The sequence below is a fragment of the Caulobacter sp. GW821-FHT05F04 genome (genome assembly GCF_059419665.1).
On the sequence record NZ_JBWKSF010000007.1, the window covers coordinates 134,465 to 155,984 of the forward strand.

Below are 21,520 nucleotides of genomic sequence, written 5' to 3' on the forward strand. Positions count from 1 at the left end.
AGCGCAACGGCGGTGTTCCGCTTGAGGTGATTATCGTGGCCTTGGCCGCAGTGGGGTGCCTGGCGGCGATGTCGCTGCGCCTGGCGGGTTAAGAGCGCTGCAAAACAGGATTGGAGTAGACGTCGCATGACTCATCTTGACTGGGAAGATGCGCTCGAAATCGTCGTGGGTTTCCTGGAGTCGCCCCCCGACGCGGATACCGAGGACGGTAAGCGATTCGATCAGGCGCTCTTTCGCGTGTTGGCCGGCGCTCCGGCCGTGGGGCACGACGGTGGGGCCCAAGCCGACGCCACGGCCGGGCTCGACGCCAGCTTGAGGGCGCGACTGGACGACCTAGCCCGTCGCCGCGCGCCGGCCAATCCGTTCGGGGATCATCCCGACGGGATCGGCCCCACCTTGGGCATGGATTTGAGCGGGTCATAGGACGGGCGGTTCGCGTAGATTGCCAAGAGCCGGCGACGGAGCGGGGCTTTAGAGGCCGCGTTCGGGAAGTCCGGGCTTCGCCAAGGGGTCGTCGCGGCCATCCTCATCAAGAACTTGCCGCCCCGGCGCCGGCTGTAGGCCTGCCGGCTTGACCCCGACGCCGGGCGCCCCTAGGGCATAAACATCGTATGGCGATGCAATCGTCGCCAATGCTCTATTCCTCGCGCCAGGCAGCGAAACGTCCGTGTTAAAACCCTCGCCGCTCGAAAGGCTCGATCGTCAGCGCAAGCTCGTGAGCCTGCGCGCCCGGCGCTCGATGCGTACCGGGGCGGTGGTGGCCGCCGCCGTGGTGGCGGGCGCCGCCGCCGTCGGATTCGCCAAGCTCTGCGATGCGGCCATGGCCGCCCATGCTCATCTCGTCGCGGCCTGGCCCTGGCTTGGCCCCGCGCTCCTGATCGTGGGTTTGCCGCTGTGCGTCTGGCTGATGCGCCGCCTGGCGCCCGCCGCCGCCGGCAGCGGCATTCCCCAGGTGATCGCCGCCGGCGAAATCGGCCGGGGACGGGGTCTCGACGGCGAGAAGATCCATGATGACCGCGTTTCCATGCGCACCGCCCTGGTCAAGATCGTGCTGGCGGCCTTGCTGCTGGTTTGCGGCGGCTCGATCGGGCGCGAAGGACCCACCGTGCAGGTCGTCGCCGCGGTCATGGTGTTCCTGACCAGCTGGCTGCGCGGCGGCCCCGGGCGGCGCACCCTGCTGATCGCCGGGGGCGCGGCGGGAGTCTCGGCCGCTTTCAACACGCCCATCGCGGGCATCGTCTTCGCCGTCGAGGAACTGGCCCGCGGTTTCGACAAGCGCGCCAACACCGTGGTCATCCTGGCCGTGGTGTCGGCGGGGGTGGCGGCCTACGCGCTCGGCGGCAACTACGCCTACTTCGGCGACATGTCGGGCGCGGCCGGCTGGAAGGCGTGGTTCAGCGCGGCGCTGATCGGCGTGGTGTCGGGGCTGGCCGGAGGCCTGTTCTCGCGGTTGATGGCCGCCATACTGGTCGGCGACAATCCCGTGCGCCGGTGGAAGGATGCTCGACCCGTGCGCTTCGCCGCCCTTTGTGGCGTGGCGGCGGCCGCTGCGGCGGTCCTGAGCGGCGGCGTCACCTACGGCGCCGGCTATGCCGAAGCCAAGTCGCTGCTGTTTGGTCGCTTCGCTTCGGGCTGGGATCTGGCGGCCGGCAAGTGGCTGGCGACCCTTTCGGCGGCGGCCAGCGGCGCGCCAGGCGGGATCTTCGCGCCGTCTCTGGCCACGGGCGCGGGGATCGGGGCGCTGTTCGCGCACCTGGCGCCCTGGGCCGGCGGCCGCGAGGCCGTCACCTTGGGTATGGCCGGCTACCTCGCCGGCGTCGTCCAGGCGCCGCTGACCAGCGCGGTGATCCTGATGGAGATGACCCGCGATCCGGGCCTCGTCGGGCCGCTGCTGCTTTGCACCCTGATCGCCCGGCGCTGCTCAGAAGCGGTGGCCCCGACCCCGCTTTACCACGCCCTGGCCCGAGCCTGGACGGGGCCGCGCCGTCGCGCGGCCCAGGCCACGCCTGCGGGCGGCCCGGCGCTTCCTCCGGGAGACGGCGCGGCATGAGCCTTCTTCACCTGGCGCGAAGGCTCCTGTGCGCCAGCGCCTTGATCATGATCGGAGCGATCGGCGTCAGTGTCATGACCCATGACGCTTGGTTGATGGCGAGCCACATCGCTGGCGTCTTCAGCGCCGTGGTCGCCGCCGTCGCGGTGCTGGCCTTCGTCGTGGCGGGCTTGCGACGCGTCGCCGGAACGCTGCCGCCACGGCCGCCGGGTCACCCCGAGCTCGCCCCGTACGAGCGTGGGCTCACCGGGCTGGAGGCGGGGGCAGATCCGGCGCGCCCCTTGGCGTCGGATGGCTCTGCGGATCTCTGACCAACGCCTTCATCCGCCCGATCTCGCGCACTTGGGCGGTGAGGATCCCATCGGCCAGTTGGCGCACGCGGGGATCGCGGATATGGCCGCGTTCAGGCGCCGGTTGGAATACATCTTGCGCATGAACAGCAGCATGACGATCGCCATGGCCGCGCCCATCACCACAGCCATCCAGGCCCGGGTCTGGCTGAAGGCGACGTGATCGAGGCTGTAGGTGTTCAGATACATCAGGCCGTACATCAGCACCGTCGAGGTCGCGACCATCGCCGCGAAACGCAGATGGCTCATGGCTCCCTCCAGGCTTTGGCGCGGACCGCGCCCTGGCTCAATGATCGTGGAGCGATATATTTCCCGGCCCCAGCTCAAAAGCACGGTGTGGCCTAGACGGTGGTCTGGGTTCCCATCTCAACGACACGGCCCGGCGGGATCCGAAAGAAGCTGGTGGGATTAGCGGCCACGCCCATCATGAACGCGAAGAGCTTATCCTGCCAGATGGGCATGCCCTTGGGCGAGGGGATGATGGTGCGCCGGCCCAGGAAGAAGCTCGTTTCCATGATGTCGAACTTCAAACCCAATCGGCGGCTTTGGTTGAGCGCTTGGGGGAGGTTGGGGCTCTCCATGAAACCGTAGGTGACGATGAGCCTCTTGAAGTCGTCATTGACGGGCTCAAGACGCAGGCGCGCGGCGTCATCGACCCGTGGCATGGCGGCCGTGCGCACCGTCAGGATGACATTCTGGGCGTGAAGCACTCTGTTGTGCTTGAGGTTGTGCAACAGCGCCAAGGGCGCTTGGTCGGGCTCGGAGGTCAGGAAGATCGCGGTGCCGGCGGTGCGGTGCGGCGGCTTGGCCGCGAGGCTCTTGGCCAGCGCGGTCAGGGGGAGGGTTTCCTGCTGGGCGCGCAGCGCCAAGCGTCGCGCGCCGCGCGCCCAGGTCAGCATTGCCGTCACCAAGCCGCCGGCCAGCAGCAACGGCAACCAAGCCCCTTGCGGGATCTTCAGCAGATTGGCGCCGACGAACACCACGTCCAGCCCGCCAAACACCACCAAGGCGGCGACGGCGTTCCAGAGCGGGCGGTCCCACAGCCGGCGGATGATGACGAAGAACAACAGGCTGTCGATCAGCATCGCGCCAGTCACCGCGATGCCGTAGGCTGCGGCCAGGTTCGATGAGGTCTTGAACATCACCAGCAACATCAGAACCCCGATCAGCAGCAGGGTGTTGACGCCCGGCACGAAGATCTGCCCCGCCTGGGTCTCGCTGGTGCGCCGGATGACGATACGGGGCAACAGACCCAGCTGAACCGCCTGTTGGGTCATCGAGAACGCCCCGGTGATCACCGCCTGGCTGGCGATCACCGTCGCGGCGATCGACAGCAGCCAGACGGGCCAATAGACCGCGTGCGGGATCATCTGGAAGAACGGGTTGGTGCGGGCCTCCGGGTGGCTCAGCACGAAGGCGCCCTGGCCAAGATAGTTGAGCAGTAGGCAGGGTAGGACGAAGGCCAGCCATGCGATCCGGATCGGCGTTTTGCCAAAATGCCCCATGTCGGCGTAGAGCGCCTCGGCTCCGGTCACGGCCAGGAAGACGCTGCCGAGAATAGCAAAGCCAAGCAGGCCGTTGTCGAGCAGGAACAGCGCGCCGTAGTGGGGTGACAGGCCGCGCAGAATGCCCGGGTCGTCCCGGATGTGGAGCAGGCCAAGCCCGGCCAAGGTCAGGAACCAAAGCGCGGTGACGGGCCCAAACAGCCGGGCGACGCTGGCGGTGCCGCGCGACTGGACCATGAACAGACTGACCAGGACGCCAATCGTCAAGGGCATGATCAGGAATGACAAGGTACGTCCGAACTTGGGGACCTCCCGCAAACCTTCCATCGCGCCGAGCACCGACACGGCGGGCGTGATGATGCCGTCGGCGTAGAAAAAGGCGGCGCCCAAAATGCCCAGGACCAAGACCGCGAACGAGCGCCGCCGCCCCGGGGTCTTGGCCAAGGCGCGCTGGGCCAGGGCCATCAGGGCCAGGGTGCCGCCTTCGCCCTTGTTGTCGGCGCGCATCAGGAAGACGACATATTTGAGCGTCACCACGAGGATGAGCGCCCAGGTCACCAAAGACACCACCCCCAGCACCGCCAGGGGCGCGGTCCCGCCCGAACGCGAATGGGCCAGGGCTTCGCGCATCGCGTAAAGCGGGCTTGTCCCAATGTCGCCGAAGACGACCCCGATGGCGCCCAAGGCCAGGGGCCAGAAGCGTTCGGCCGACGGCGCGGCATGGCTGTCGGTCGCATCGGTGACGATCTGGGTCATGTCATCCTCGCCAGGGCCGCATCAGGCTGCCTCCAGCGCGCCAAGGATCGCGGTTCAAGCGCGCGAACCTTAAGGACGATGCATCAGGCGGGCTCATTCCGTCAGCACCCGGCAATCCTCGCCCTCGGCGGCCAGGAGGGCGCAGGCCGCGTCGGCGCCCTCGGCGGTGCGGGCCGCAAAGCGCGCCGCGAAGAGGCCGCCGATCCGGGCTACGTCCCGCGACCGCTCCCGAAACGGCGGGGATGACGTTTGACGACATCGGCCAGGCGCGCCTGGCCGCGCGCCTTGGAGCGGAACGCGCCAACCTGCACCCAAAGGCGAGACGGCGGCGAGGCGTCGCCCTGGGCCGTCGTCGGTTCGGCCTGGGTCAGGGCCGCCTGGATGACGGGCCGCGAGGCGACCTCGTCCGAAGCGACCGAGGCATACGAAAGAGGCGCGGCGGGTTGGGCCATCAGGTCCGCGACCGTCAGCTCGAAGCCGGCCGAGCGGATCGCGAGGCTGGAAAAGCTGGCCTGGACCAGTTTGGCCATGAACGCGTCGCGCGACCGCGCCGAGCGACCGCCCAGCACCACGGCGATCACCCGCCGACCGTCGCGCACGCCAGAGGTCAGCAGATTGTAGCCGGAGGCGTTGACGAAGCCGGTCTTGAAGCCGTCGATGCCCGGGCGGGACAGCAGGCGATTGTGCCCCTGGATCAGCCGTCCGCGGAACACCGTCTGCTCCTGGTCGAAAATGGCGTAGTCGTCGGGATGGTCGCGCAGAAAAGCCCGGCCCAGCAGCGCCAGATCCCGCGCGGTGCTGAAATGGCCCGCTTGGGGCAAGCCCGAGGCGTTGAGAAATCGGGTATGCTCCAGGCCAAGGCTTTTGGCCTTGGCGGTCATCGCGCGCGCGAAGGCGGCCTCGTTGCCGGCCAAATGCTCGGCCAGGGCCGTGGCGACATCATTGGCTGACTTGACGACCAGCACGTCCATGGCCTCCCGCATGCTCAGGCGCTCTCCGGCCCGCAGGCCAAGCCGCGAAGGGGGGCGGGCGGCGGCGCGCCGCGAAATGACCACCGGATCGGCCGATTTGACGCGACCGGCGTCCAGAGCGTCGAACGCCAGATAGAGCGTCATCACCTTCGTCAGCGAGGCTGGGTAGCGTCGCGCGTCGGCGTGGCGGGCATAAAGCGTCTCGCCGGTCTGCGCATCGATGACGATCGCCGCGAAGCGTTGCTCGACCGGGCTGTCGGCCATCGCTTGGGCTGGGGCGCAGACCATCACGACCATGGCGGCCAGGAGCTTGATCAGCGCAAGGCGCAAGCGCGACGACAAAATCATGGGCAGTCTGCCGGGCGGCGGTCCCTGAACTGGGCAAGAAGGTGTGGCCCATGTCGCCGGCAGCCTAGTTAACGTGATCTGAAGATTTGGGACAAAAATATCGCTACACGATGTTTTCGTGTTCACGAACCCTTGGGGCGGACCTAAGATGAATCCGTGGCCTGTTCACAAACCGCGCCGCCGGCTGTCGCGGCTGACCTGCGCGCCGGTCCTGAGTGTCTGGTCGTCGCCTGCGGCGCTGGCGGCGGACGCCAGGCCCAGCAAGAGGCCCGCGCCTGCGCCCGCGGCGATCCTGGCCAGGATGATCGAAGGGCCCGAGGGCCTGAAAAGGGTGGGGGCGTTGCATGTGAACAGCCTTTCTTTCCCCTTTTCCAATTCCTGGCGGCCCGGCCCGGCCCGGCCCCGTTCCGCGCGCGCCTCACGATCTCTTGACTGGCTAGGCGGTCGCTGGGTCGCTCAGGCGCCGCTGGCGGTCTTGGCGGCGGCGTCATCATGGCCGATGAGGACCGACAGGGTCTGGTGCGGCGTGGGGTCGGTCAGGCTGACCACCGCGCCATCGGCCCGCCAGGTCATGGTCACGCGCGGCTGGAAACTGGCCGAAAGGCGCACCCGAGCGCTTTTTGTCCGCGCCGGCGCGCCAAGCCGCGTCGTGAGCAGGTGCGTCACCGCATGGAAATTGTCAGGCGAGGTTTCGAGCGCGACCGCCTCGACGATCTGTCCACGAACAATCAGGGTGAGGCGGTCTAGTCGCACCTTGGCCGTGAGCGGCGCTGGGTCGTCGATCACATATTGGCCGTAGCGACGCGCCACGCGGCAGGCCTTGGCGCCATCGGGCCGCGGCGCGCCACAGACCAGAGGCGCGCGCGCCAGCGATGGCAGCTCTTGACCAATGAGGGCCTGGACGCCGGTCAGGCCCAGGGGCGCCGCGCCAGCCAGAGCTGCGCCGCCCTGTTGCTCGAAAGGCGCGCTCTGGGCGCGGGCTCCGCTCGCCAAGAGCGGCAGAACAAGCAAGAGGGCCAGGCCAGCTTTGCGGGTCATGGGTTGGCGCCTTTCGCGCTCGACGACGCCGGGCCGGGCAGGGCGTAGGCGACCAGGGCGTCGCCGATCGGGGTTTCCATGAAGTGGTGGCCGCCGGCCATGATCACCAGATATTGCTTGCCGCCGACCTCATAGGTCATCGGCGTGGCCTGGCCGCCGGCCGGCAACACGTCCTGCCACAGAGTGCGGCCGGTCTTCAGATCGACCGCTCGGATCAGATTGTCGGTGGTCGCGGCGATGAAGATCACTCCGCCGGCCGTGACGACCGAACCGCCATTGTTGGGTGTGCCGATGGTCAAGGGCAGGTGCGAGGGGATGCCGAACGGACCGTTGGTGCGCGCCGTGCCCAGAGGACGATCCCATAGAGTCTTGCCGCTGAGCAGGTCGATGGCCCGCAGGCCGCCATAGGGCGGTTGCTTGCACAAAAGGCCCGTGAGCGGCAGGCGCCAGCCGGCGTTGACGTCGATGGCGTAGGGCGTGCCGGCCTGCGGATCGCCCGCGCCCTCGGCGCCCTTCTTCATCGAGCCGCCGCGTTCCTGGCCGCGCGGCGCCCAGCCCTTTTTGTCGGCTTCGGCGCGCGGCACCAGACGATTGTAGTTGGGCATGTCGTTGTAGTTGGCGACGATGACGCCGTGAACGGGATCGACGGCGACGCCGCCCCAGTCCGAGCCGCCGTTGTAGCCAGGATATTCGACGTAGCGGCTCTTGGTCTCGGGCGGGGTGTAGAAGCCCTTGTAGGTGGCCAACCGGAACTGGATCCGGCAGATCATCTGGTCGATCGGCGACATGCCCCACATCGACCGTTCGGTCAGGTCGGGCTTGCGCAGGGTGTGATAGAGCGAAAACGGTTGGGTGGCCGAGCGCTCCTGAGGCTCGACGCCGCCCGTGGGCACGCGTCGCTCGGCTACGCCTGTCAGGGGCGCGCCGGTGCGACGGTTCAGGACATAGATGTCGCCCTGTTTGCTGGGGAGGATCAGGGCCGGAACCGAGCCCTGCCGGGTTGGGAAGTCCACCAGGGTGGCTTGCGATCCAAGGTCATAGTCCCAGACGTCGTTGCGCACGGCTTGGAACGACCAGACCTTGCGTCCAGTCGCCGCGTCCAGGGCCACCAGGGAGGTGGAATGGGCCTTTTCACGCGAGGTGCGCAGCCCGCTCCAATAGTCGACCGCCGAATTGCCGAGCGGCAGATAGACCAGGCCAAGGGCCTCGTCAGCCGTCGCCGTCGTCCACATATTGGGGGTTCCGCGGGTGTAGGTCTCGCCGGGAGGCGGCGCGCCGGTCCGCTCGGGCCGCACCATGTCCCAGGCCCAGGCCAGCTTGCCGGTGACGGCGTCATAGCCCTGGATCACACCGGATGGCGCGTCGCGCTTTTGCCCATCGAGCACCTGATGGCCCGTGACCACCACGCCACGCACGATGGTGGGCGCCGAGGTGATGGAGAACATGCCCGGCACGTGCTGGCCGATCCCTTGGGTCGTATCGACCTGGCCGCCGAACCCGAAGTCGGGGCAGGGGCGGCCGGTGGCCGCGTCGACCGCGATCAACCGCGCATCCAAGGCGCCTTCGATGATCCGGGTGGCGCAGACCTCGCCGGACTTGGCGCCGGGCACGGCGTAGTAGGCCACCCCGCGGCAGGCGGCGGTATAGGGGATGTGGATGTCGGCGACCTTGGGGTCGAAGCGCCAGCGCGTCCTGCCGGTGGCCGCGTCGAGGGACATCAGGATGTTTTTTGGCGTGCAGAGATAGAGGCTGTCGCCCACCTTCAACGGCGTGGTCTCCGCGCCGTATTGCGACCGCGCCTGGGCGGAGGCTGGTAGGTCGCCCGTGTGGATCAGCCAGGCGCGCTCGAGCTTGCCGACATTGGCCGGCGTGATCTGGGAGAGGGTCGAGTAGCGTTGGGCGCCGTAAGTACCGCCATAGGCGGGCCAGTCGGCGCCGGCCGATCCCGCCGCCAGCGGGCCTGGACCGAGCGTCGGCGTTCCAGGGGCGGGGGGACGCCCCGCCAGGAGCACGGCGATCACCAGCACGGCCATTAGCGCGCTGGCCCCGACCGCAACCCCCAGACTCACCTGCCGGGGCGTGCGGTCCCGCGTCAGGTTGGGCACGCTGGCCATGACCAGCAGCAGCAGAATGAAGGGCCCCACAAGCCTTGGGGTTAGCGCCCACCCGTTGAGTCCCGATTCCCAGAGCGCCCAGACCAGGGTCGCGGCGAAGACCCCGGCATAGAGCCAGGCGCCCCGGACGCGCCGGCGGACCATCAGCGCGCCGGAGCCGACCAAGCCCAGTCCGGCCAGCAGATAGTAGGGCGATCCCCGCACGAGCGCGAGCCAAAGGCCGCCCGCCGACAAGATCGCGCCGATCAACACCAGGATGACGCCCACGGTGCGTGCGAACCAGGCGTGGCCTTGGACCAAGGTCTTGGAGGTGTTCGTCATGGGACGTTCCGACTGGAATCTAGGACGCGGCAAAGGGCGCGAGCGACGTTGAGCGGCCGCGCACCACAGACAATGCGTGAGACCGCCAAGCGGCGCCAAAAAAGATCGCGACACGATGTAAGTGCTTTTGGCGGGGGTGCGCAAAGTGGCCGGCGCAGGCAAAACGAACCACCCGAAGCCGGTTTTGCTTGACCTTGGCGGAGGTTGCGACAAGTTTCCGGCCAGATATCAGGCTGCGGTTGCGGCCAGGCCGCGCCTTCGGGCGAATACGGTCCGGCGTCCGTCGATAACCTGACGCCACGACAGCTCGATCCAGTCTGGAGGCCGCCGTGGCAGAACACCTGACCCTTGCACGATCCATCTTGAAGCACCTCTTGGCCCTTAGAAGCCGAATGACGGATGGCCGCCTTGCGCCCTCGTTTCCTATTTCGGAGGCCTGACGCCATGACCCCTTTCCAGACGGACCGGGCTCGCCCCATGTCGGCGCTGCGCGCTTTTCTCCAGCACGAGGCGTCGGGCGGCTATGTCTTGATGGCGGCCGCCGCGCTGGCGCTCATTGTCGCCAATACGCCCCTGGCCGACGCCTATTTCTCGGTGCTGGGCCATCACCTGGGCTTTTCATTGGGCCCGGTGTCGCTCGACGAGAGCGTGCTGCATTGGATCAATGACGGCCTGATGGCCGTCTTCTTCCTGCTGGTCGGATTGGAGATCAAGCGCGAGGTCCTCGACGGACAGCTCTCGCGACCGTCGCGCATCATCCTGCCGGGGCTGGCCGCTCTTGGCGGGGTCGCCGCGCCGGCCCTGATCTATCTGGTGTTCAACGCCGCCAATCCCGATACCCGGTCGGGCTGGGCCATTCCCTCGGCGACCGACATCGCCTTCGCGCTCGGCGTTCTGGCCTTGCTAGGTCCCCGCGTGCCGACCTCGCTGAAGATCTTCCTGACCGCCATCGCCATCATGGACGACCTGGCCGCCATTGTGATTATCGCCATCTTTTACACCGCCCAGCTTCACCTGGGCGCCTTGGCGGTGTCGGCCGGCATCCTGGCGGTTCTGATCCTCCTCAACCGTCTCGGTGTGAAGGCGCTTTGGCCCTATCTGCTGGGCGGGCTTCTTCTATGGTTCTTCGTTTTGGAGTCGGGCGTGCACGCGACCCTCGCCGGGGTGGCGCTGGCCATGGTCATCCCGCTGCGCAGGAGCCCGGCCTGTCCCGACGACGTGACCTCACCCTTGCATCGGCTCGAGCACGCCCTCCACAAGCCGGTGGCGTTCGTGATCGTCCCACTGTTTGGTTTCGCCAATGCGGGCCTGTCCTTCACGGGCGTCAGCCTGGCCAATCTGCTGGACCCGGTTCCGCTCGGGGTGGCCTTGGGTCTCTTCGTCGGCAAGCAACTGGGCGTGTTCCTCACCGCCTGGACGATCGTGCGGCTGGGCTGGGCCGACATGCCCAAATACGCCTCGACCGGCCAGCTCTACGGCGTGGCTGTGCTTTGCGGCATAGGCTTCACCATGAGCCTGTTCATCGGCAACCTGGCCTTTCGGCAAGACCATCTGGTCGATGAGACGAAGATCGGCGTGCTGGCCGGCTCCCTGGCCTCGGCTTTGCTCGGCATGCTGATCCTGCGAGTTTCCAAGTCCGATGCGCCCGAAAGCGAACGTCACGCCGCAACCCTGGCGGACGACGGGCAACTGGACCTTCGATAAGACCCAACGCGCCGCTCCGACCATTCTCCTCGAGGCCGTAGACTTTACGAGGTCCCCATGACCGCCTTCGATCTTGCCGCGATTTTCCTGGCCCTGGTGGGGCTGGTTGGCTGGTTGGCTGGTTGAACGTCCGGTTCTTCCACTTGCCGACCGCCACGGCGATGGTCCTGGCCGGTCTTGCCGGCGCGGGCCTATTGCTCGCCGCGCGGGCCTGGCTTCCCGGCCCCAACGCCGCGGGGCAGCTCGTTAGCGCGATCGCGGGGGTGGATTTTCCCAAGACCGTGCTGGGCTACATGCTGGCCTTCCTGCTGTTCGCCGGCGCCATGCAGGTCAGTCTCGCCGAGCTTCGCAAGCGACTGCTGGCCATCGGCAGCCTGGCCACCGTCGGCGTGCTGGCCTCGACCTTGATCGTCGGCGGCGGCCTCTGGCTGACCGCGCGTCTGCTCGACTTGCCGCTGACTTTGCCTTGGGCGTTCGTGTTCGGCGCCCTCATTAGCCCGACCGATCCGATCGCCGTGCTGGCGGCGGTGCGACAGGGCAGTCTGTCAAAGACCCTGGAGGCGGTGCTGCAGGGCGAGGCCTTGTTCAATGACGGGATCGGCATCGTGGTGTTTACCGCCGCGGTCGCGATCGCCAGTGGAGGGGGAGAGCTCCACCCACTGCAGGCCATCGGTCAGGTCGCCGTCGAGGCGATCGGCGGCCTGGCCCTAGGGTTGGCCGCTTCGCTCTTGGTCATCGCCGGCATGAGGGCCATCGACGACTACGCGGTCGAGGTCGGGCTCTCCATCGCGCTGGCGGTTGGCGTCTACGCCCTGGCCGACGCGCTGCACGTGAGCGGTCCGATCGCGGTGGTCGTCGCGGGCCTGATGGTCGGCAATCTGGGCATGCGCACGGCCATGAGCGACATGACCCAGAGGCACGTGCACGGCTTTTGGACCCTGGTCGACGAAATCCTCAACGCCTTGCTCTTCCTTCTGCTGGGCCTGGAATTGGTGGTGGTGCCGTTCGATTCGAGGATGGCGGGCCTCTGGCTGGTGGCCATCCTGCTGGTGATCCTGGCGCGATTGATCGTCGTCGCGCCCTGGGGCGCCTTCTTCCGCCGCCGGGAACAGCAACGCGGCGCCAGTCTGCTGCTGGGGTGGGGCGGACTTCATGGCGCCTTGTCCCTGGCGCTCGCGCTAACCTTGCCGCCGGGTGAGGCTCGGTCCTTGATCCTATCGACGACCTTCGCGGTCGTGATCTTCTCGGTCCTGGCCCAAGGTCTCACCTTCGGATGGTTGGCGGCTAAATTCGCCACGCGACAGGACCGGTGATGGGCGCCGCCTTGCCCTTGCCGGCCAATGTCTTCGATGGAGACATGTCCCAAGGCGACGCCTAAGCCGATTGATCGTCACTTCAAGGCCGAGCGGTGTGGACACATCGCTCTAATGCATCGCTTGGAGTGTCCGTGCAGGGGGGGCGGCGTCATTGAATTCCGTCCTTCGATATCAGCTTCTCCATCACGACGTCGCCTCCAGACCGCCGCCGAGCGCGGCGTAGAGCGCTACCATGGCCGCCAGTTGGTCGCGCCTGAGCGACAGCAGAACCTGACGGGCGGCGTAGTCGGCGCGTTGCGCGTCGAGGCGTTCCAGCCGCCCGTCGAGCCCGGCGCGGTAACGCAGATCCGATAGCCGGAAGCGCCGGCGCGCGGCCTCGGCCACACCTTCCTGAACATGGATCTGGCTGGCGAAAGTGGCCTGCGCGGCCAAGCCGTCGGCGACCTCGCGGAAGGCGATCTGGATCTGGCGTTCGTAGGCCGCGACGGCGAGCGATTTGCGCGCCTCGCTTAGCGCCAGAGCGCCCCTCAACTGGCCGCTCCGAAAGATCGGTTGGGTGATCTGCGGCATGAACGTCCAGGCTTTGCTGCCTCGGTCGAACAGTGCGCCGAGGTCCGGACTGGCGCCGCCGATCGCGCCGCTAAGCGTAACCCTGGGCAGGAAGGCCGCGCGCGCGGCGCCGATGTCGGCGTTGGCGGCGCGCAGGACATGCTCGGCCTGGGCGATGTCGGGGCGCAGGGTCAGCAGCTCGGCCGGCAAGCCCGGCTCAAGCTGCGTCGGAAGCGGCTGACCGGCGAGGGGGATCGGCGGAGGCAGCGAAGCTGGTTCCGGCCCGCCGACAATGAGCTCAAGGGCGTTGCGCGCCTGGGCGAGCCCGCGCCGGCCCGCCTCGCGATCGGCCTCCGCCTGGCGAACCAGGCCCTCCGCCTGGGCGATGTCGAGGCCGCCGGCTTGCGAGGCCGCCTTGAGCCGTTGGGCGATGTCGAGAGAGGCCCGCCAGTCCGACAGCGTCGCTTCGCTCAACGCCAACTGCTCCTCGGCGAGCCGCTCGTCGAGATAGGCCGTGGCGACGGCCGAGATCAACGCGATCCGGGCGGCGCGCGCGCCGGTCTCGCTGGCCAGATAGCGCTCATAGGCCGCGCTGGACTGCGCCCGGAGCCGTCCGAACACGTCCAGTTCGAAGGCGGTGAGCCCAAGATTGGCCGCGTATGTCTCGGACCGCCCCTGGGCCAGCGAGCGCTCTTGGGTCCGAGAAAGATTGGCGTCGAGGCTTGGCCCCAGCGCGCCGCGCGCGATCCGGTTCTCCGCGCGGGCGGCCTCGACGTTCAGCAGGGCGGCGCGAAGATCGCGGCTCTGGTCCAGCGCCTGGTCGATGAGGGCCGCCAGCCTGGGATCGGTATAGACCTGCTTCCAGGCAAGCGACCTGGCCATGGGCATGTCCGCCGCCACGCCGCCTTCGACGACGGGATAGGCCGCCGCCACTGGAGCCGCTGGAAGGTCCAGACGCGGCGTGACGGAACACGCGCCGAGCAGCGCGGCGCCGCAGAGGATCAGACGACGCATGAATCAGGCCTCCATCTCAGGCGTGGCTTTGTTCCGTCTGGACAGGCGCTCCGCCGCGCCGACGACCAGGACGAAGAAGGTGGGAACCAGGATGATCGCGAGCAGGGTGCCGGTGATCATCCCGCCGAACACGCCGGTGCCGATGGCGTGCTGGGTCTCGGCGCTGGCGCCGGACGCGATCACCAGCGGGACGACCCCCAGCGTGAAGGCCAGACTCGTCATCAGGATGGGGCGCAGGCGCAGCTTGGCCGCGTGTAGGGCCGCCTCCGTCAGGCTCATACCGTTCGCTCGATTGGCCTTGGCGAACTCGACGATCAGGATGGCGTTCTTGGCCGACAGGCCGATGATGGTGATCAGTCCGACCTTGAAGAAAACGTCGTTGGGCAGGCCTCGCAGCAGCACCGCCGCCAAGGCGCCGATCAGGCCGAGCGGAATGGCCAGCATGACCGACAGCGGGATCGACCAGCTCTCATAAAGCGCCGCCAGCACCAGGAAGACGACCAGCATCGACAAGGCGAGCAGCGCGGGGGCTTGGGTACCCGCCAGTTTTTCCTGCAGCGACTGCCCGGTCCACGCGACGGCGTAACCCTGTGGAAGCTGCGCCGCCAGACGCTCCATCTCGGCCATGGCCTGGCCGCTCGAAACGCCGGGCGCGGCCGACCCCGTGAGGCGAACCGACGGATAGCCGTTGAATCGCATCATCTGGGCCGGCGCCCGGGTCCAGACCGGCGTGACAACTTCAGAGAGCGCGACCATGCCTCCGGTCTCGTTGCGGACGTAGAGCTTCAGCACGTCGCCGAGCTGCATCCGGAAGGGCGCGTCGGCCTGAACGATCACCTGCTGCAGGCGGCCGGCGTTGACGAAGTCGTTGACGTAGCTGGATCCCAGGGCGGTCGACAGGGTGTCGCCGATCGCCGCGAAGGAGACGCCCAGGGCTTGGGCCTTCTGGCGGTCGATATCCAGCCGCACCGTCGAGCCGGGGGGCAGGCCATCGGGATAGACGCCCGTCACCTGCTTGCTCAGCGCGGCCAGTTCCAGCAGTCGCGTCTGGGCCGCGATCAGGGCCTCCGGGCCGCGATTGGCGTGGTCCTGAAGCGCCAGGGTGAAGCCCGAGGAATTGCCCAGCTCGTCGATCGAAGGCGGCATCACCGACATGATCTCGCCCTCGCGCTGAGCTCCCATGGCCTCGGTCGCGGCCTGGACCTCGCTGGCGCTCGTCGCGCCGTCGCGCTTGTTCCAGTCCTTGAGCATCGTGAAGATGATGGCCGCGTTGGGTCCCTGGCCGGCGAAGCTGAAGCCGGTGACCGCCTGGGTGGTATCGATGGCGGGGCGCGTGCGCGCGTAGTGCTCGAAGCGCGAGACCGCTTCGCTGGTGCGCTGCGCCGTGGCGTCGGCGGGCAATTGGAAAGAGGTCATGAAGTAGCCCTGGTCCTCCTCGGGAAGGAAGGCCGAGGGCAGGAGCATGAACGCTGCCGCCACGATCGCGACGACCACGCCGAAGGCGGCCATGGCGCGACCGCCGCGTCGCAACACCGCGCCCAGCAGGCGGGTGTAGCCCTCGGTGAGGCGGTCGAAGCGCTGGTCGAACCAGGCGAAGAAGCCCTTTTTCGGCGTGTGGGCGTCGATGGGCTTCAGCAAGGTGGCGCACAGGGCCGGCGTCAAGGACAGGGCTAGGAAAGCCGAGAACAGGATCGAGACGGCCATGGACAGGGTGAACTGGCGATAGATCGCGCCGACCGAGCCATCCGCCAGGGCCATGGGAATGAACACCGCCGCCAGCACGGCGGTGATGCCGATGATCGCGCTGGTCATCTCAGACATGGCCTTGCGAGTCGCGTCCTTGGGAGAAAGTCCCTCGGTCGCCATGATCCGTTCCACCGCCTCGACTACGACAATGGCGTCGTCAACGATGATGCCGATCGCCAGCACCATGCCGAACATGGTCAGCACGTTGATCGAGAAGCCCGCGGCCAGCATCACGGTGAACGTGCCCATCAAGGCGATCGGCGCGACGATGGCGGGAATCAGCGTGTAGCGGATCTTCTGCAGGAACAGGAACATCACCAGGAACACCAGCGCCATGGCCTCGACCAGGGTCTGGACGACCTTCTCGATCGAGACGCGGACGAATGGCGCGGTATTGAACGGGACGCCCAATTGCATCCCGGGCGGCGCGGCTTTCTGCAGCTCGTCGAGACGGGTCTGGATCGCGGCGGCGGTCCGCACCGCGTTGCCGCCGGGCGACAGCTGGACGCCCAGGGCCGTCGCCGCCTGACCGTTCTCGCGGGTCGTGAAGTTGAAATTGGCCGAGTTCAGTTCGAGGCGGGCGACGTCGCCCAAGGTGACGCGCGAGCCCGAGGTGTTGGCGCGCAGCAAAATGGCGGCGAACTGTTCGACGGTCCGCAATTGGCCGTCGGCGGTCAGCGGCACGGTTACGCGCTGGTCCTCGATCGTGGGCTCGCCGCCCAGGGCGCCGGGGGCCAACTGCTGGTTCTGCGCCGCGATCGCTCCGGTGACGTCGCTCAGCGTCAAGTTGAAGCCCGTGAGCTTGTTGGGATCGACCCAGATCCGCATCGCGCGCTCGGAGCCGAACATCTGCACGCGCCCCACGCCTGGAATGCGCTTGAGCTCGTCGGCGATGTTGCGGACCATGTAGTCGCTGAGCGCCACTTCGTCGTCCCGTCCGTCGACGCTCCGCAGGCTGACCATCAGCAGGAAGTTGGACGCGGCGCTCTCGACGCCGACGCCGGTCTGCCGCACGGTCTGGGGCAGGCGAGGCTCGATGGTCTTCAGGCGGTTCTGGACGTCGACCTGGGCAAGCTCCGGATTCGTGCCCGGCTTGAAGGTCGCCGTGATCGTGGCCGAGCCCGAGGTGTCGGTCGAGGACTCGAAGTAGAGCAGGTTCTTGACGCTAGAGAGCTCACGCTCGATCAGGCTCACGACCGAGTCGTTCATGGCCTGCGGCGTGGCGCCGGGATAGCTGGCGTAGATGCTGACCGTGGGAGGGGCGACGACGGGATAGCGCGCCACCGGCATGCGGGGGATGGCCATCAGGCCCGCCAGAACGATGGCGATGGCGATGACCCAGGCGAAGATCGGCCGCTCGATGAAGAACTTGGGCATCCGACTAGCGCGCTCCCATCTGGAACGGAACGGTTTTGACCCCGGCGCCGGCCCTGACGCGGTCCTGGCCCTCGACGATGACGCGCTCGCCGACCTTCAAGCCGCGAGTCACCACGTAGCGGCCGTCCACCACGTCGCCGACCTCGACGGCGCGGGTCTCGACCACGCCCTTGGCGTTCACCAGGCTGACGATCGGTTTGCCGCCGCTGTCGCGCAGCACGGCCTGCTGAGGGGTCATGACCGCGCCATGGATCGGGGCGCGCGGCAGGCGGGCGCGGACGAACATGCCGGGCAGAAGCGCGCGGTCAGGATTGTCGATCTCGACGCGCGCGACCGCGTCGCCCGTCGCGGGATCGACCGCCACGCCCGAGAACAAGATCTTCCCTTTGCGGGGATAGGGCGCGCCGGACGGCGTCAGGATCTCGACCTCGCGGCCGGCGCCGCCGCCCGCCATGGCGCGCAAGGCTTCAAGGCGCGCGGTCGGCTGACGGACGTCGATATAGACTCGGTCGATCTGCTGGATGGTCGCCATCGGACCCACGCCGCCGACGGCGACCAGGGCCCCCTCCGTGACCTGGGCCTCGCCGATCCGGCCGGAGATCGGCGCCGTGACCGTCGCGAAACTCAGCTCGATCCCACGGCGGCGCAGGGTCGCGCGCGCTTCGGCCAGATCCGCCTCCGCCTGCGCCTTGGCCGAGACCGCGTCATCATAGCTCTGGCGGCTGATGGCGTCGGCCTCTACCAGCGGGGCCAGGCGCGTCACCTGGGCCCTGGCGCGTTCGGCGACGGCGATCGCGCGCGATAGCGCCGCCTGGGCTCCGGCGGCTTCGGCCCGATAGGGCGTGGGATCGATCTGGAACAGGGGCTGGCCGGCCGTGACATCACCCCCCTGGGTGAAGAGCCGACGGGTTACGACGCCCGACACCTGGGGGCGGATCTCGGCGGTTCGGAACGCCACGACGCGCGCTGGCAGCTCATCCACGGGCGTGACCGTGGCCGCCTCGGCGGTCGCCACCGCAACCTCGGGCGGCGGCGGGGCGGCGGCGACCTCGGGATGACGGCAAGCGGCCAGCATCGTGCTCCCCAGCAGGAGAGCCGCGGCGATGCGACGACGGTGGCGGTCCATGAAAATCAAGCTCCCAAAGTCGCGCCTTTTGGGGCGCTGGGCGGCTATGCCCGAGCGCGGTTGCGCGATCGTGGAGCGAATGTTGCGACTTCGTGGAGGGCCCTGGCGTCGCCCGCGGAAGGATGATTATTGCCTTGGCGATCCGGTCGCGGCCGCATTGGAGATCCCGTGAACGCCTTAGTTCTGATCGTCGAGGACGAGTCCGAGATCGCGGAAATCCTCGTGGGCTATCTTGAACGCGAGGGGTTCAGGACCGTCACGGCGCGGGATGGTCAGACCGCGGTCGAGCTGCATCAGGCGCTTCGGCCCGATATCGTCTTGCTGGACGTGGGTCTGCCCAAGCTGGATGGCTGGGAGGTCCTGGCGCAACTGCGCAGGCGCGGTGCGACGCCCGTCATCATGCTGACGGCCTTGGACCAGGACCTGGACAAGCTGCAAGCGTTGCGGATCGGCGCGGACGACTATGTCGTCAAGCCCTTCAACCCGCTGGAGGTCGCCGCCCGCGCCAAGGCCGTGTTGCGTCGCGCCACGGGAAGGGACGCGGCGTCGGTGGCGCGCTCAGGACCGCTTGACGTCGATCCCGTCAACCACATCGCGACGGTGAATACACCGGAGGGGCCGCGCCGGCTGACCCTGACCCTGACCGAGTTCAGACTGCTCCTCCACATGGCCCAGGCGCCGATGCGCCTCTACACGCGGGCCGAGCTGCTGGACGCCTGCCTCTCCGGCGGCGACGCGCTGGAACGGACGGTCGACAGCCATCTGAGCAAGCTGCGTAAGAAGCTCGAGGTGGCGGGCGCGCCCGGCATGCTCGGCAATGTCCGAGGCCTCGGCTATCGCCTGCTGGGGGACCAATGAAAGCCCAGAGCCTTTCGCAGCGCCTGAACCTCGCCGTCGTCGGCATCACCCTGGCGACCTTGATCCTCAGTCTAATCTTCATCGCCTTCGCCTACGGTCTGCTCTTCGAGTTCGCGCCCAAGCTGCTGTCGGCCGAGGACGCGATCCTGCCCGGCCCCGTGGAGTGGGCGATGTACTCGGTCTGCATCGTGCTGGGCAGCATCGCCGCCAGCGTCGTCGCGACGCGGGTCGCTCGACGGATGGTCGAACCGCTCGAGGCGCTGGCGCAGGCCGCTCGCCAGATCGCCGGGGGAGACCTGGCGGCGCGGGCGAACTTGACCGCCCCGGCCCCGACCGAAGCCAGCCAGATGATCGCCGACTTCAACGCCATGGCTGATCGGCTAGAGAAGGCCGTCGATGACATCGTCACCTGGAACAGCCTGATCGCCCACGAATTGCGGACGCCGGTCACGATCCTCAAGGGCCGGCTTCAGGGGCTCGCCGAAGGGGTGTTCCAACCCGAACCGGGGCTTCTCCAATCGCTGCATCAACAGGCAGACGCCCTGGCGCGGCTGGTCGAGGATCTGCGGGTCGTCAGCCTGCTGGACAGCGGCCGCCTGCATCTGCGGCTGGTCGAGATCGACCTGGCCTCGGAACTGGAAGGTCTGGCGCGGCTCGTCGAGCGTGATCTGGACAGGGCGGGCTTTGGCCTGCGCATGGTCCTTACGAGCGGCCGGTGCGTGGCCGATCCCGTCCGCCTGCGACAAGCGGTGCTGGCCCTCGTCGACAATGCGTTGAAGTATGCGGAGCCTTGTGTCCTGGAAATCGCGACGCACGTGTCGGACACTGAGGTCCTAATCAGCGTCATCGACAGGGGCCCCGGAATGCCGGAAGGCCTCTCGAAGCGCGCGTTCGAGCCTTTCCGGCGCGGAGACGACGTCGATCTCAAGAGCGGATCGGGTCTGGGCCTGGCCGTGGTGCGCGGCATCGCCGAGGCCCATGGCGGGCGAGCGACCTACGAGCGACGTGACGGCCTTTCAGCCTTCACGATCACGATGCCCGCGAACCAATGGCCGAGTGAAGCGCCCAGAGCGGCGACAAGGTCCTAGCCGCCGAATCCGGGGACGAGCGGGCCGAGCCGTTCAAGCCGATCGCTCCGCTGCGTGAAACTGAAAGGGTCGAGGAAAGCTCCCCGCCCAACACAGCGGCGGATTGACCAACGCTCCGGTCTTTGGAAAGCGCAAGAACATCATCGGTCTCGCGCGCCTACGGTCCAAACGCCCTTTGGAGGCGACGCCCACGGGACCGGTTTCGGGAACGTTCAGCTCGACGCGGACGCTCAAGATGACATGACGCGGCGCTTGCCCTAGCCTGACGGCGGTATTGGAGTTCCGAATGTCGCCGCGTGCAACGTCCCCCGAAGATCCCCGCTTGGTCTTTTGGAACCGCCGCTCGACGCCGCCTTTCACGGCCTTGCGTGCGTTCGCGGCCGTCGGCGAATTTGGCGGCATCCGTAAGGCCGCGGCCGTGCTGGAGCTGGACCACGCCGCGGTCAGTCGGCACCTTCGCGGTTTGGAGGTCTGGGCCGGCGTCCCGCTGGTCGAGCGCGGCGCCAACGGCGGCAAGCTGACGCCGGAGGGCGCCAAGTTTCACGCCCGCATAACTTCCGCCCTCAACGAAATCGCCGCGGCGTCCGCCGATCTCCTGCATGGCTCGGACGAGCGCACGTTGCAGATTTCCTGCATCCCCGGCCTGGCCTCCAACTGGCTGTTGGCGCGCCTGGCCGACTTTCGCCAATCCCATCCCGAGATCCAACTGGTGCTGCGTCCGTCGGACACCGCCCCGGACTTCACCCGCCGCGATATGGACGGCGACATCCGCTACGTGATCGACGCCGCGCCGGACAAGCCGCCCGCCGGAGAGGTCGAATCCGTTCAACTGGCCCGCCCACCGGTTCTGGCCGTCGCCAGTCCGGCGCGCCTGGAGGCCCTGGGCCAGCCCTCGACCGCGGCGGATCTCTTGAAGGGGCCGTTGCTGCACGAGGAAAACGCCCGGCAATGGACCGCCTGGTTCGAGGCCAACGGCGTGATCCCAGAGCCGGATCTGCCCGGGCACAGGCTCTGGCATGCCCACTTGGCCGTCGACGCCGCCCGTCGCGGGGAGGGCCTGGTCCTGGCCAACGCCTTCCTGGTCGGCGAGGATTTCAAGGCTGGCCGATTGGTGGATGTTGGCGCGTTGATCGGCGCGCAGCCGATCGTGATGGGGCGCTATATGTTTTCGGCCCGTCGGGACCGCTGGCGCACCCCGGCGCTGCTGGCCTTCCGGCGATGGCTGGTGCGCGAGGCCGCCGGGGAAGCGGCGCGCTGGTAGCCCACGTCGGTGACGTTTCGTCACCACT

The 21,520-nt window shown here is 68.0% G+C and carries 16 protein-coding genes; 8 read left to right on the top strand and 8 right to left on the bottom strand.

Annotated elements, in window-relative coordinates:
* Positions 1-126 precede the first annotated feature (126 nt).
* The 3 genes from AC07R7_RS18500 (at position 127) to AC07R7_RS18510 (ending at position 2,361) form a co-directional block, all read left to right on the top strand.
* Positions 127-423, top strand: a complete 297-nt coding sequence (locus AC07R7_RS18500; RefSeq protein WP_492884682.1) for a hypothetical protein — start codon at positions 127-129, stop codon at positions 421-423.
* A 292-nt stretch (positions 424-715) separates the two neighbouring features.
* Positions 716-2,050: a chloride channel protein gene (locus tag AC07R7_RS18505; RefSeq protein ID WP_492884684.1), complete on the top strand. Its 1,335-nt coding sequence runs from the start codon at positions 716-718 to the stop codon at positions 2,048-2,050.
* Positions 2,047-2,361 (top strand): hypothetical protein, encoded by a 315-nt coding sequence (locus AC07R7_RS18510; protein ID WP_492884686.1) that lies wholly within the window; start codon positions 2,047-2,049, stop codon positions 2,359-2,361. Before AC07R7_RS18505 ends, AC07R7_RS18510 begins: the two co-directional genes overlap by 4 nt.
* 9 nt (positions 2,362-2,370) lie before the next feature.
* On the opposite strand, the gene AC07R7_RS18515 is transcribed toward AC07R7_RS18510, so the two are convergent.
* The 5 genes from AC07R7_RS18515 to AC07R7_RS18535 all read right to left on the bottom strand — a co-directional run bounded on the left by AC07R7_RS18515 (position 2,371) and on the right by AC07R7_RS18535 (position 9,453).
* Complete coding sequence (locus AC07R7_RS18515) at positions 2,371-2,649, bottom strand: hypothetical protein (protein ID WP_494636198.1); 279 nt, start codon at positions 2,647-2,649, stop codon at positions 2,371-2,373.
* Positions 2,650-2,741: 92 nt separating this feature from the next.
* Entirely contained in the window at positions 2,742-4,661 is a 1,920-nt protein-coding gene (locus AC07R7_RS18520; protein ID WP_494636199.1) for a potassium transporter Kup, read from the bottom strand.
* A 209-nt stretch (positions 4,662-4,870) separates the two neighbouring features.
* Entirely contained in the window at positions 4,871-5,980 is a 1,110-nt protein-coding gene (locus AC07R7_RS18525) for a D-alanyl-D-alanine carboxypeptidase family protein (protein WP_494636200.1), read from the bottom strand.
* 456 nt (positions 5,981-6,436) lie between these two features.
* Complete coding sequence (locus AC07R7_RS18530) at positions 6,437-7,018, bottom strand: hypothetical protein (protein ID WP_494636201.1); 582 nt, start codon at positions 7,016-7,018, stop codon at positions 6,437-6,439.
* Positions 7,015-9,453 carry a membrane-bound PQQ-dependent dehydrogenase, glucose/quinate/shikimate family gene (locus tag AC07R7_RS18535; protein WP_494636202.1) on the bottom strand — a complete coding sequence of 813 codons (2,439 nt, stop codon included), beginning with the start codon at positions 9,451-9,453 and terminating at the stop codon, positions 7,015-7,017. Before AC07R7_RS18535 ends, AC07R7_RS18530 begins: the two co-directional genes overlap by 4 nt.
* 444 nt (positions 9,454-9,897) lie before the next feature.
* Between AC07R7_RS18535 and nhaA the strand changes: the two genes are divergently transcribed.
* Positions 9,898-11,157, top strand: coding sequence for a Na+/H+ antiporter NhaA (gene nhaA, locus AC07R7_RS18540; RefSeq protein ID WP_492884698.1), 1,260 nt, complete (start codon positions 9,898-9,900; stop codon positions 11,155-11,157).
* 122 nt (positions 11,158-11,279) lie between these two features.
* On the top strand, positions 11,280-12,470 hold the full coding sequence (locus tag AC07R7_RS18545; RefSeq protein WP_494636203.1) for a cation:proton antiporter: 1,191 nt from the start codon (positions 11,280-11,282) through the stop codon (positions 12,468-12,470).
* 186 nt (positions 12,471-12,656) lie between these two features.
* Here the strand turns inward: AC07R7_RS18545 and AC07R7_RS18550 are convergent, their stop codons facing one another.
* The 3 genes from AC07R7_RS18550 to AC07R7_RS18560 are packed head-to-tail and all read right to left on the bottom strand — an operon-like array spanning position 12,657 to position 18,285.
* On the bottom strand, positions 12,657-14,036 hold the full coding sequence (locus AC07R7_RS18550; RefSeq protein WP_492884702.1) for an efflux transporter outer membrane subunit: 1,380 nt from the start codon (positions 14,034-14,036) through the stop codon (positions 12,657-12,659).
* Positions 14,037-14,039: 3 nt separating this feature from the next.
* On the bottom strand, positions 14,040-17,159 hold the full coding sequence (locus AC07R7_RS18555; RefSeq protein WP_494636204.1) for a multidrug efflux RND transporter permease subunit: 3,120 nt from the start codon (positions 17,157-17,159) through the stop codon (positions 14,040-14,042).
* Positions 17,160-17,163: 4 nt separating this feature from the next.
* Positions 17,164-18,285 (bottom strand): efflux RND transporter periplasmic adaptor subunit, encoded by a 1,122-nt coding sequence (locus AC07R7_RS18560; RefSeq protein WP_494636205.1) that lies wholly within the window; start codon positions 18,283-18,285, stop codon positions 17,164-17,166.
* A 168-nt stretch (positions 18,286-18,453) separates the two neighbouring features.
* Between AC07R7_RS18560 and AC07R7_RS18565 the strand changes: the two genes are divergently transcribed.
* The 3 genes from AC07R7_RS18565 (at position 18,454) to AC07R7_RS18575 (ending at position 21,492) form a co-directional block, all read left to right on the top strand.
* A complete protein-coding gene (locus tag AC07R7_RS18565; protein ID WP_492884706.1) occupies positions 18,454-19,143 on the top strand; it encodes a response regulator in 690 nt (229 codons plus the stop codon).
* Entirely contained in the window at positions 19,140-20,231 is a 1,092-nt protein-coding gene (locus tag AC07R7_RS18570; protein ID WP_494636206.1) for an ATP-binding protein, read from the top strand. The genes AC07R7_RS18565 and AC07R7_RS18570 overlap by 4 nt, the downstream gene beginning before the upstream one ends.
* A gap of 322 nt (positions 20,232-20,553) precedes the next feature.
* Entirely contained in the window at positions 20,554-21,492 is a 939-nt protein-coding gene (locus AC07R7_RS18575) for a LysR substrate-binding domain-containing protein (RefSeq protein ID WP_494636207.1), read from the top strand.
* The last annotated feature ends 28 nt before the right edge of the window (positions 21,493-21,520 follow it).